Source organism: Anaerobacillus sp., from assembly GCF_046314235.1.
GTDB lineage: Bacteria > Bacillota > Bacilli > Bacillales > Anaerobacillaceae > Anaerobacillus.
Map to the genome: position 1 here is coordinate 54738 of NZ_JBKBWN010000008.1, position 12406 is coordinate 67143.

Below are 12406 nucleotides of genomic sequence, written 5' to 3' on the forward strand. Positions count from 1 at the left end.
ATAGCTTAACTAACGAATGCAAGCTGCTTCGGCCTTCTTGTTCATCAAAATTGCTGCACCTTGATGATAGTCACTTTTTAAAGAACAATAGATAAATGCCAGCTCCTATTAACGCAACCGGCCAAAAGCTCTCGACATAACTGTAGAACGAACCGAATAAGTTTACAAATTCGCTGTACAGAAAAGAAACTAATGAAATTAATAGAAGGATAACACCCGGAACCAAGCCATCCTTTTTTGTTTTACTGTAGCGAAATAGAAAGGCCACACCAATTATGAGTGTAAACATCGCCCAGTGATTTGGCCAAAAAGTAAATAACTGTAGCCCGTGAAAGTGAACACCAAGCCCGAGAAGTAATACCCCAGTAAAAATAGAATGATAGTCTTTACCGATATAGGCTTGAAAAAGAAAGGCTAAGCCAATGATAACAAGTATAGATGGCCATGAAAAAAGTTCGTTGATGAATGGTATTTGATAGTTTTGTAGTAAGAAAATTAAACCTACGCCAATTAATAAAACACCAGGAAAAATACCTTGTCGCTTCAATTTTTTCTCCTCCGTCAAGTTTGATCTATTGATAAAATCAAACCATATTCCATTTATTTTGACAACCTTTATATAAATAAATAAGATGTAGATAAGATCTATTTATAAAATACTACAATCTTACAATGTAATTCTCTCTTATTCATGTTAAAATGATGAATGAAAGTTGGACAAGTCAGAAATGATACAAAAAAAGGTAATACAAATGGTTGTCTTTAACACATGATATTCCACAGCTTTTTCACGCTCTGTTCACATCTGATTTTTTGTACAAGTCGATTACCATGTTATAATATGCTCTAGATAGATAATTTTTTTCGCACGTGAAAAAGGGGTTTTGAAACCATTATGGGGGTGAAAAAACGTGCACATCCTAGTTACTAGTTTAAATTATAAGTCAACGCCTGTTGAAATACGCGAGAAGTTTACGTTCCAAGGGGAGGAACGAGTATTCGCAATCGAAAGGCTAAAAAATACTAAGAGCATCTTAGAGGGTGTAATCGTTTCCACTTGTAATCGGACAGAGATCTATGCTGTCGTAGATCAATTGCATACTGGGAAGTACTATTTGAAGAATTTCTTTTCAGAATGGTTTGATCTGCCAATTGACGATTTCGTGGATTATTTAGATATATATGAAAATGATCGTGCTATAGAGCACTTATTACGAGTTACTTGTGGACTAAATTCTATGGTCGTTGGTGAAACACAAATATTAGGACAAATCAAAGAAAGCTTTTTATTTGCCCAAGAGCAAGAAGCTACAGGAACGATCTTTAACCAATTATTTAAGCAAGCTGTTACTGTTGCTAAACGTGCACACTCAGAAACATCAATCGGTGAAAATGCAGTGTCAGTAAGCTATGCAGCTGTAGAATTAGGGAAAAAGATATTTGGGGATTTCAAAAATAAGCATGTACTTATTTTTGGCGCCGGAAAAATGAGTGAACTTACCGGAAAACACCTTCATGCTAACGGTGTAGGCAGGGTAACTGTAATCAATCGAACGATGTCAAAAGCGATTGAACTTGCGGATAAACTATTAGGTGAAGCTAGACCAATCAATGAATTAACTGAAGCTTTAGTTCATGCTGATATTCTAATTAGTTCTACTGGAGCAAAAGATTACGTTGTTACTAAAGATATGGTCGCATCAATCATTAAAAAGCGTAAAGGTCGCCCGTTATTTATGGTAGATATTGCAGTGCCACGAGATATTGACCCTGCATTAAGCGAATTAGAGAGTGTTTATTTATATGATATTGATGACTTAGAGGGAATTGTTGCAGCTAATCTCAATGAGCGTAAGCGAGAAGCTGAAAAAATTGAGATCATGATTGACAAAGAAATGTTGGATTTCAAAAACTGGTTAGGGACGTTAGGAGTGGTTCCGATTATTTCTTCATTACGCTCAAAGGCTCTTACAGTCCAAGAAGAAACAATGGCGAGCCTCGAGAGAAAGTTACCTAACTTATCAGATCGAGAAAAAAAGGTATTAAGTAAGCATATGAAGAGTATTGTTAATCAACTATTACGTGATCCGATTGTAGCAGCTAAAGAAATAGCTGCTGAACCGCATGCTGAAGAATCATTAGCTTTGTTTACAAGGATATTTGCTCTTGATACAGAAGCACCCGAAGAAAAGGAATCCTGTAGTCAGTTTGAGGCGAAAGCCCCAGCAAAGCATGAAGCAGTTGCTTATCCAAAAGATGCTGTAGTTCGCTCCTAAGAGAGGAGTTTTCACTAATGTTAAATTTCTTATATATTTTCACGGTTGTACTTTATTGTTTAAGTGTCTTGGGGTATTTCATTGATTTCTTACACAACAACCAGAAGGTTAATCGTATCTCCTTCTGGTTGCTTTCTATTGTCTGGGTTTTACAGACAATCTTCTTTATTTTACGAATGATTGAATATAATCGCTTCCCGATCATGACGTCTTTTGAAGGTTTGTTCTTCTTCGCTTGGATTATCGTCAGTGTTTCTTTAGTCATTAATTGGTTTTTCAAAGTTGATCTTTTTGTATTTTTTACGAATATCTTTGGATTTGCGATTATGGCTTTTAGTGTTTTCATCCCAACTGGTGATGTCTCTTCGACATTGCAAGACTTATTAATATTTGAACTACTGTTCATTCATGTAACACTTGTGTTACTTTCTTATGGAGCATTTACGTTCGCCTTTATTTTTTCGATCATGTATTATTATCAGCACCAAATGTTAAAAAAGAAACGTTGGGGCAAGCGATTGTTTAGGTTTGGTGATCTTTCTAAATCAGAGCACCTAGCCTTTATGTTTACGATGCTCGGTTTTCCACTTCTACTAATGGGAGTTATTTTAGGGATTGTCTGGGCAGCTGTAGCATTAGATCAAATCCCATGGTTCGATGCAAAAGTTATTACATCGATATTAGTATTAATTGTTTATGGTTATTATTTATATAAGAGAGTTGTTCAGAAGGTTCGTGGCTATTCGCTAGTTTTGTTAAATATTGCTGGGTTTTTACTAATCTTAATCAATTACTTTTTATCAGGGGCACTTTCAAAGTTTCACTTATGGTATTAAATAAGGTTTAAAACATTAAAATGGGGGTTTATGATGCGAAAAATTACTGTAGGTTCTAGAAAAAGTCAGCTTGCTTTAACGCAAACGAACTGGGTGATTGACCAACTTAAAAAGCTTGGCGGTCCATTTGAATTTGAGGTAAAGAAGATTGTTACTAAAGGGGACCAAATTTTAGATGTTACATTATCTAAAGTTGGTGGTAAAGGATTATTTGTGAAAGAAATTGAGCAGGCAATGCTTAATAATGAAATAGATATGGCAGTTCATAGTATGAAAGATATGCCAGCAGTTCTTCAAGAAGGTTTAACGATTGGCTGTGTTCCAAAACGTGTTGACCCACGTGACGCCCTAATTTCTAATAGTGGAAAAGGCTTAATGGATCTTGAGCCTGGGACTGTTGTTGGAACGAGTAGTTTACGTCGTTCAGCGCAACTTCTAGCAAAACGTCCGGATCTAGAAATTAAGTGGATCCGCGGAAATATCGACTCTCGTCTGAAAAAGTGCAAAGATGGTGAGTATGATGCGATTATTTTAGCGGCAGCAGGACTTCAGCGAATGGGATGGAGTGCAGACGTTGTTACTGAGTATATTTCTTCTGAGTTATGTGTACCGGCTGTAGGCCAAGGAGCATTAGGGATTGAATGTCGTACTGATGATGCTGAATTAAGAGAACTTCTTGGTAAATTCACCGATGCAGTAACAGAGCGTTGCGTTACGGCTGAACGTGCTTTCCTTCATAAAATTGAAGGTGGTTGCCAAGTGCCAATTGCAGGATTTGCAGAATTAAATGAAGAAGGTGAGATCGTTTTAGTAGGTCTTGTTGGCTCACCAGATGGAAAAACGATTTTACATGAAACGATGGTAGGTACTGATGCAAAAAGTTTAGGAGAAGAGTTAGCTGTGAAACTCCTTGATAAAGGTGCAAAAGAAATTCTTGATGCTGTTAGAGCAGACTTAGATAAATAATGGATCTTCAAGGAAAAAGAATATTAGTGACGAGGGCAAAGGCGCAAGCCTCTGCTCTCTCGTCACAAATAGAGGCAAATGGCGGAATTCCGGTTGAGATGCCACTCATTTCTTGCAAAGAAGTAGAAGATAAAAGTGCAATCCACAACGCTATAACTTCTATACATACATATGATTGGCTTGTTTTTACGAGCAAAAACGGGATTGATTTCTTTTTAAAGGATTTTGAGAAACTTACCGGAACAACTAAGATCCCATGCAAAATTGCCGTTGTCGGTAAAAAGACAGAGGATATTCTAACTGATTATGGTTTACAGGCGGACCTTATCCCTAAGTTATTTGTAGCTGAAAGTTTATTAGAAAGTCTACTTAGTGTCCTTCACACAGGAGAACGTGTCTTATTTCCGCGTGGTAATTTAGCAAGAACGGTTATACCAGAAAGCTTAAGAGAGAATAATATTTATGTGAATGAATTAGATGTATATGAAAATATGATTGAAGCCAGTTCAAAAAATCAATTATTTCAAGCGATTTTGCATCAAGAAATTGATGTCGTTACCTTTACAAGTTCATCAACTGTCGATAATTTTGTCAAGCTGCTTGAAGGAACAAATTGGCGAGATCATATTGGTCAAATTGTTTTTGCTTCAATTGGACCGATTACTTCAAAAACAATGATTAAACATGATCTACCTGTTCATGTCGAGCCGAAAGAATATACAATCCAAGGCATGCTAAATAGTGTGATGGAGAACCTAAAGGAGGATAAAAAATGTTAGAATTTAAAAGACATCGCCGTCTACGACAAACTGCTAGTCTCCGCTCAATGGTTAGAGAAACTGTCATAAGAAAAGAGGATTTAATATACCCGATTTTTGTGATTGAAGGCGAAATGAATAAAAAAAATGAAGTAGCATCTATGCCAGGAGTATATCAAATCTCCTTTGATCTTTTAGAAGAAGAAATTAATACGATTACAGAGTTAGGTATTGTCTCAGTGATCGTATTTGGAGTGCCAAAAGAGAAAGATGAAGTTGGAACATCTGCTTATTGTGAGCACGGTATTGTTCAACAAGCGATTAAAAAGATCAAACAAGTAAATAAAGATCTAGTTGTGATTGCAGACACTTGTCTTTGTCAATTTACGAACCATGGTCACTGTGGCGTCATCGAGGAAGGCATTGTCTTAAATGATCCGACTCTTGATCTTTTAGCAAAAACAGCTGTTTCCCAAGCTAAAGCGGGAGCAGATGTTATCGCTCCATCAAACATGATGGACGGTTTTGTTGCAGCGATTCGCCATGGATTAGATGAAGCAGGTTTCGCACATATCCCGATTATGTCTTATGCTGTTAAATATTCTTCAGCATTTTACGGACCGTTCCGTGATGCGGCTCATAGTGCACCATCATTTGGCGACCGTAAAACATACCAAATGGATCCTGCAAACCGTCTAGAAGCCCTGCGCGAAGCAGAGAGTGATGTTTTAGAAGGCGCCGACTTTTTAATCGTTAAACCAGCACTTTCCTACTTAGATATTATTCGTGAAGTAAAAGATCATTTTTCTTATCCCGTTGTTGCGTATAATGTGAGTGGCGAATACTCGATGATTAAAGCTGCTAGTTTAAACGGATGGATTGATGAAAAAGCGGTTGTTATGGAAAAGCTAATTAGTATGAAACGAGCGGGAGCTGATTTAATCATTACATATTTTGCAAAAGATGTTGCAAAATGGTTAAGTGAGTAACTGTCATTGATTGTGAAGTTTTTTGGTTAGACATGTACAAATTGATAACTAACTAAAAATAGGGGGATTAAAATGAGATCATTTAATAATTCGAGTGCTGCTTTTGCGAAAGCAAAGGAAGTAATGCCAGGCGGAGTAAACAGTCCAGTTCGTGCCTTTAAATCAGTAAAAATGGATCCAGTTTTTATGGAGCGTGGGAAGGGTTCGAAGATCTATGATATTGATGGTAATGAATATATAGATTACGTACTCTCGTGGGGACCGCTTGTACTAGGCCATGCTGATGATCAAGTTATTGAAGCGCTGAAGAGCGCGGCTGAATTAGGGACTAGCTTTGGTGCCCCAAGCGAACTAGAGACGAAAATGGCGGAGCTTGTCATTGAACGTGTTCCTTCTGTAGAAGTTGTCAGGATGGTTAACTCTGGTACAGAGGCGACGATGAGTGCGTTACGTTTAGCGCGTGGCTATACAAACCGAAATAAAATATTGAAATTTGAAGGCTGCTACCATGGACATGGTGATTCCCTCCTTATTAAAGCGGGTTCTGGAGTCGCTACACTAGGTTTACCAGATAGTCCTGGAGTACCAGAAGCTGTTGCCTTAAACACACTGACGGTACCTTATAACGACTTAGAAAGCCTCCGTTATGCCTTCGAACAATATGGCGACGATATTGCAGCGGTAATTCTTGAACCTGTAGCAGGAAATATGGGAGTTGTACTTCCGCAACCAGGCTTTTTAGAAAGCGTTCGTGAAATCACTGAGAAAAATGGTACATTGTTAATATTTGATGAAGTAATGACAGGATTTAGAGTTGGTTACCATTGTGCACAAGGTGTCCTTGGAGTTACCCCTGACTTAACTTGCTTAGGTAAAGTTATTGGCGGTGGTTTACCAGTTGGCGCCTATGGCGGTAAACGTGAAATTATGGAAATGATTGCCCCAAGCGGACCTATTTATCAAGCTGGAACATTATCAGGTAATCCATTAGCAATGACAGCAGGCTATGAAACGTTGTCGCAGCTAACAGAAGAGCATTATGCGGAATTTAACCGCCTCGGTAAAAAGTTAGCAGAAGGATTATCAAATGCCGCTAAAAAGCACGGCATTCCACATCAAACGAGTCAAGCTGGTTCAATGATCGGTTTCTTCTTCACTAATGAAGAAGTGACGAACTATGAAAAAGCAAAAACATCTGACTTAGATCGTTTTGCAGACTACTTCCGCTACATGTTGGAAGAAGGGGTTTCGATCCCACCATCTCAATTTGAAGGTATGTTCCTATCAACGCAACATACTGACGAAGATATTGAAAAAACAATTGCCGCTGCAGATAAGGCATTTGCAAGGCTAATTAAATAATGATTAAACATCTGACCTAAAAGTCGTCTTATCCCTCAAATCGATATCCTATAAGTTCATTGGATCTAGATTGAGATAAGGTGATTTTAGGTCAGTTTTTTTGTTTGTTCAAGATATATATTTCCGATGTGTCTGCACCTTTATAACAGAGCTTTATGCACTTGAGGAGCTAGCATGAAGCTAACGATGTGTTTTGCTAGAGATGAATAATGGGTAATCATGCAATGAGAAGTCGAATCGTGTATGACAATCTATTGGATTTTACCTTTTTAGGAAAGTGAGAAAAGTGTTTTTTTTAGGTCGTTATACCTATATTAATTTTACAAATAATGTAAAAATAAAAGTGTTTATGTAATAATTTGAGAAAATATGTAGAAATTATGATCGGATTTTACTATATTTCACTTTTTATTATGAAAGTAAACTGCTATAATAAATTTATAAGCTAACATAAATCAAAATTATCAATCTATTAAATAAAGGATGCAATGAAAAGTGACTGTTATTTGGGCACCTAAGTCACTTGGAGCTAGTGGTGCAACCCGCCTTTACAAACTTATGTCCTATAAGCTTTGTAGAGGTTTTTTTATCTGTTACACCGAATTAAACGCTGGTTTTAAGAGTAAACCATACTCTTGACATAAAAATTAAAACAAAAAAGGGAGAGATTTTAAAAATGTTTAAAGCTATTCTCAAACGTCTTAGAAAAGACCAACGCGGTCTAACGCTTATCGAGTTATTAGTGGTTATAGTTATTTTGGGGATTATTGCGGCGATAGCTGTGCCTATGCTGATGGGGAATCAGGATAATGCACATAGAAATACAAACGCACAAAATGAGCAAATACTCCAAGACGCAATTAACAGGTTCTATATAGATAAGAGCACATATCCTACGAATGCCACTACTCTAAATGATCAACTAACTAAAGCAACAGGGTCTCCTGCTACTGGTCCTTATGTCAAAGAAATACCGACTATTAAAGCTTTTACTGGTTGTACACCAGCAACTGGAACAGGAACTATTAATGGTTGGGACTATGCTTCCGGAGTTATATCGGCGCCTGCTGGGTGTAAGTAATATTTTTTTTAAGCTGTCGCTACGCTTGATAGCGGCAGCTTTTTTAAAACCGAAAATGCTTGATTTTGAGAAAGGAGAGATCAACTTTGTTATTAATTGATTTTTATGTTTTACTGGTTGGCTTACTATTAGGCAGTTTTTTCAATGTAGTTGCCATTCGACTCCTTAAAAATAAATCGGTCGCTTTCCCACCTTCTCATTGTCCAAATTGCAAGCATAAATTAGCGGTCTTTGATCTTATCCCAGTTTTCAGCTATGTATTTTTAGGTGGAAAATGTCGCTACTGTAAAACAAAAATTTCCCCGCTTTACCCATTTGGTGAGTTGTTGACGGCTACTTCTATTTTTATTACGTATAAATGGGTTGGTCTAACGCTAGAATTAGTTCCGGCACTTATTTTAACGATTTTACTAGTATTAGCGGTTTTAACAGACATTCGCGAAAAATTAATCCTAGATGTAATTACTCTTCCAGCTTTAGTAATCTTGCTGATTGCCCGTTTGTTCGTCGGCAGTGAGCCGTTTTGGTTTTATTTAATTGGTGGAGTAGTAGGTTTTTCATTACTATTGTTAATTGCAATTGTCAGTAAAGGAGGCATGGGCGGTGGAGATATTAAGCTTTACGCTGCGATCGGTGTCGCTCTTGGTCCGTGGATGACGATCATGAGTCTCGTCCTTGCGTCCTTTGTTGGTACAATTGTTGGAATTACGCTAATTATTTTTGGTATTGCCAAACGGAAGGAACCGATTGCTTTCGGCCCTTTTATTTTTATCGGAACATTTGCCGCCTATTTATGGGGGAGAGAAATATGGAATTGGTATGTGAACTTATTTTGGTAAGGGTGTGAAAACATGAAAAATCAAAAGGGAGTTACATTAATTGAGTTATTAGTAGCTGTCGCCTTACTTGGGATCGTTGTTATTCCAATCGTTACAATGATGACAGGATCTTTTACGAACACGGTTATACAAGGGACAGAGAGTAAAAGTCTCTACTATGCTCAAGAAATAATAGAAGAAGCAAGAATAATGTCGTTTCCAAATGGTTTAGCAGGCGTTTCGCTTTACGGTAAATGTACGAATTCAGGCTGTTCTGAAATTAATTACACAAATATTTCTGTACCGATCTTAACAAATGCTGAAACAATGTATCGGATTGAATTTAGCAATTTGGACAATGCGAATCCAACTACCATATTAGATGATTTCTATGAAATTAAAGTATTTGTTGAAGTTAATGAACCTATCAATCAAGAAGTGGTATTAGTATCGGTGGTGAAAAGGCAATGATGGAAAACCAACGTGGAATTACTTTACTCGAATTGCTTGTCACAATTACAATATTGACAATCATTTCCACACCGATATTTCTATTGTTGAATAATACCATAAAGGTCCATAAGGAAACCATAGTCGAGAATCAGCTTCAACATGAAGCAAGGTTTATTTCACAATTCATGAGTGAGAAAATTCGCGATGGTGCCGTATTTACGTTTGTATCAGGAAATTGGACATTGGGGAAAGCTAGTGAGATTTTTTTTCGATATGAAAGTTCAGAAAACAAGGTTTACTTGAGTGACACAGAAAATGCTCTATCAAGTCACGTTGATCAATTTACTATAACACCAGAGCCTATCGAAAATCCTGTGAAATATCATCTATCTTTAAGGCTTAAAAATCAGAACAGAGAGTTTGAATTAAATACAACCTTGTATAATAACGCAAATTCACGTTATAGGGTGGGTGATAGTGAGTGAACCGAGGGAACATAATTAGAAATGAAAAGGGTGCCGCTCTATTATTAATATTATTTCTAATAGTCTTTGTTGCAATTGTAGGCGCAACTATGATTAATTCAACTTTTTATGGTAAGAAGAACAATGTTATCGCATTAGCAGATCAGCAGGAATTTTATCGATTAGAAGCCGCTATTGATATGATGTTACATCAATTGCGAGAGTTTGAGGTTGTAGATGGTATTCTTTTGAATAACGACGGTGTGAACGAGCCTTATCCAGCGCTAGATGAAAATGGAAATGAAGTACCGATTATTAAACGTGGACCTTATTATTATTTAGCTATGGGGCAACCGTTAACAGGAAGCTATGTTATTGACGGTCAGTCTGTTCAAGTAGATTTAACAGATGTCATTGGACCAAATTCTATCTTGGAAGGTCAAAATCAATATACTTTTAAACTAACATCACAGTTTACTAGTTCTCAAAAATTTATTCGAGAACTAGAATTGTCAGTAACCGAAGAGGATAAAGATGAAATGAGAGATGTCCCCCCCCCACCACCAGGACAAGTGGGGCCACCACAAACGCCGAAATTTCCTGGTAATAGTGGTGATAGGATAATCTTTATTGACTCAAAAAATGTCCATCATAATCAAATAGCATGGAATAATATAACTAAGCCTACAAATTCCACATTGCAAAGTTTTATTAATTATTATGGATTAGATACGACAAAAGCTTTAACGAACTGGAATGGCGTACCTGTTCCAGATGTGGAAAAAATCAGATACTATAATGAAATAAATGCAAGTGGAAACGCAGTAAGTATAGCTATACAAGAAGGATACCTTACTTATGCTAATAAAGTTAATATCACAGGATGTGGTGGAGGAAGTGTAACGATTAGTGGGGTATTAATTGCTAATGAAATCAAAATTGGTGGACAATGCACATATTATTTAGGCGGCGGAATTATCACTGGGAAATTTGAGCTTGGTGGAAATGCTGCTAGTGTACTTGTCGACGAAAAAGGTGGCTTTAAAGATGATGGTAGTGCTGGTGAATATACTCCATCACCACCTTATATGTTACCACCTATTAATTATGATGATTTTAACTGGGGATTAGATCCAAATATAAATATAACAAATATGGAAACAATTAGAAAGTAGCTTTTAAATTTAACGAGGTGACCACATGTTCCTACCAAAAAGCTTTTCAGGCTTAGATTTTCGTGATCAGAAAATCACATTTGCTACTATTAAAATGGAAAAAAATTTACCGGTGATTACTCATGTTGCTATTAATAATTTGAATAGCCATTTACTTGATGGTGGACGTTTACATGACAGTGTTGAAGTATCTTCAAAGCTACGTAGTTTTTTATCTGATAAAGGAGCTTCAAAGCTTGTTCATATTGCGATTCCAACACAGTTTACGATCGTCCGTAAACTTAATACGTTACCTGACTTGGGAGAGCTTGAGCTTTCCCGTTTGCTACACTTCCAAATCGGTGATAGTATCCATCTTCCTTTTGATGACCCTGCCTATGATTTTGTAAAGATTGGTTCAATCCATCCCCAAAAAACATTAAATCTCGGGGATGAAGACTTAAATCTAGATGACTTAGCTGGTGCAGCCCAGGAAGAAATGAAAGGCTCTAGAAGTGAAATTTTATTTTTTGCAACTTCGAAGTTGTTAGCTGAAGATTTGGCAAAGGCATCTCAATCGGCAGGTTTTAAACCACGCTCAGCAGAAATTCGTGGGCTTGCTCTGCAGCGTCTTGTTAACTATGCCAATCCAAGCTGGCTTACTGGTACGGAATTGATTGTCGATGTCTCAGAGGAATCGATCGATTTGCATATTTTTAAAGATGAACTAATTATTTTTACGAGAACGATGCCTATTAATCGTAATCAATATATGAGAATGCCAGCTCCTGTAGTTAATGAGCAAACCCTTGTATTGGAAGCTGAATCTGGTGAACTTGCTTTTTTCGATAACGATGACACCCTTACCTTAAGTGAAATTGAAATTGACAACACAGAAGTAGCGGCAACAGATATAAAAGAGGTTTCTGATCATCAAGCTCAATTCGATGAAGAGGCCTATATTAATGACTTGATCAACGAAATTGAACGAGCCCAAAACTTTTACCGTTATTCATTAGGGGAACGAGATAGTGAATTTCGTAGAGTGATTGTCACTGGAGAAAACGCCAACCGTGCTTTCACAGCGCTTTTGGAACGGATGAATTCAGAAGTTTGTCGGATTGATTATAGCTCCGTTGTTGCGCCAGGGTTTATGCAGCATCAGTTATTAGATATGTGCAGTGTAGCGATTGGTCTTGCAATGCGCGAAAACGAGAAGATAGATAAAAAGTGGAAAAAGTAATGATGA

13 protein-coding genes and 1 riboswitch are annotated in these 12406 nt (G+C 37.2%); of the genes, 12 read left to right on the forward strand and 1 reads right to left on the reverse strand.

What is annotated here, in order from left to right; all coding sequences use genetic code 11:
* Window positions 1-70: 70 nt before the first annotated feature.
* Window positions 71-547 (reverse strand): LiaI-LiaF-like domain-containing protein, encoded by a 477-nt coding sequence (locus tag ACK4M9_RS12640; RefSeq protein WP_409851014.1) that lies wholly within the window; start codon window positions 545-547, stop codon window positions 71-73.
* 364 nt (window positions 548-911) lie between these two features.
* On the opposite strand from ACK4M9_RS12640, the gene hemA reads away from it, so the two are divergent.
* The 12 genes from hemA to pilM all read left to right on the forward strand — a co-directional run bounded on the left by hemA (window position 912) and on the right by pilM (window position 12400).
* Complete coding sequence (gene hemA / locus ACK4M9_RS12645; RefSeq protein WP_409851016.1) at window positions 912-2276, forward strand: glutamyl-tRNA reductase; 1365 nt, start codon at window positions 912-914, stop codon at window positions 2274-2276.
* 17 nt (window positions 2277-2293) lie between these two features.
* Complete coding sequence (locus ACK4M9_RS12650) at window positions 2294-3112, forward strand: cytochrome C assembly family protein (protein WP_409851018.1); 819 nt, start codon at window positions 2294-2296, stop codon at window positions 3110-3112.
* Window positions 3113-3145: 33 nt separating this feature from the next.
* The gene (gene hemC, locus ACK4M9_RS12655; protein WP_409851456.1) at window positions 3146-4078 is read left to right on the forward strand and encodes a hydroxymethylbilane synthase; all 933 of its coding nucleotides are present in this window, start codon (window positions 3146-3148) and stop codon (window positions 4076-4078) included.
* A gap of 26 nt (window positions 4079-4104) precedes the next feature.
* Window positions 4105-4857, forward strand: a complete 753-nt coding sequence (locus tag ACK4M9_RS12660) for a uroporphyrinogen-III synthase (RefSeq protein ID WP_409851021.1) — start codon at window positions 4105-4107, stop codon at window positions 4855-4857.
* Window positions 4851-5825 (forward strand): porphobilinogen synthase, encoded by a 975-nt coding sequence (gene hemB / locus ACK4M9_RS12665; protein WP_409851023.1) that lies wholly within the window; start codon window positions 4851-4853, stop codon window positions 5823-5825. Before ACK4M9_RS12660 ends, hemB begins: the two co-directional genes overlap by 7 nt.
* Before the next feature lie 72 nt (window positions 5826-5897).
* Complete coding sequence (gene hemL / locus ACK4M9_RS12670; RefSeq protein ID WP_409851025.1) at window positions 5898-7187, forward strand: glutamate-1-semialdehyde 2,1-aminomutase; 1290 nt, start codon at window positions 5898-5900, stop codon at window positions 7185-7187.
* 472 nt (window positions 7188-7659) lie between these two features.
* A riboswitch (cyclic di-GMP riboswitch) is annotated at window positions 7660-7743 on the forward strand.
* 120 nt (window positions 7744-7863) lie between these two features.
* On the forward strand, window positions 7864-8268 hold the full coding sequence (locus ACK4M9_RS12675) for a type II secretion system protein (RefSeq protein ID WP_409851027.1): 405 nt from the start codon (window positions 7864-7866) through the stop codon (window positions 8266-8268).
* An 86-nt stretch (window positions 8269-8354) separates the two neighbouring features.
* Window positions 8355-9107 carry a prepilin peptidase gene (locus tag ACK4M9_RS12680; RefSeq protein ID WP_409851030.1) on the forward strand — a complete coding sequence of 251 codons (753 nt, stop codon included), beginning with the start codon at window positions 8355-8357 and terminating at the stop codon, window positions 9105-9107.
* Between the two features lie 12 nt (window positions 9108-9119).
* On the forward strand, window positions 9120-9557 hold the full coding sequence (locus ACK4M9_RS12685; protein ID WP_409851032.1) for a prepilin-type N-terminal cleavage/methylation domain-containing protein: 438 nt from the start codon (window positions 9120-9122) through the stop codon (window positions 9555-9557).
* Window positions 9554-10024 carry a prepilin-type N-terminal cleavage/methylation domain-containing protein gene (locus ACK4M9_RS12690; protein ID WP_409851035.1) on the forward strand — a complete coding sequence of 157 codons (471 nt, stop codon included), beginning with the start codon at window positions 9554-9556 and terminating at the stop codon, window positions 10022-10024. Before ACK4M9_RS12685 ends, ACK4M9_RS12690 begins: the two co-directional genes overlap by 4 nt.
* Window positions 10021-11178 (forward strand): hypothetical protein, encoded by a 1158-nt coding sequence (locus ACK4M9_RS12695; protein WP_409851037.1) that lies wholly within the window; start codon window positions 10021-10023, stop codon window positions 11176-11178. The genes ACK4M9_RS12690 and ACK4M9_RS12695 overlap by 4 nt, the downstream gene beginning before the upstream one ends.
* 25 nt (window positions 11179-11203) lie before the next feature.
* Window positions 11204-12400, forward strand: coding sequence for a type IV pilus biogenesis protein PilM (pilM, locus tag ACK4M9_RS12700; protein WP_409851039.1), 1197 nt, complete (start codon window positions 11204-11206; stop codon window positions 12398-12400).
* The last annotated feature ends 6 nt before the right edge of the window (window positions 12401-12406 follow it).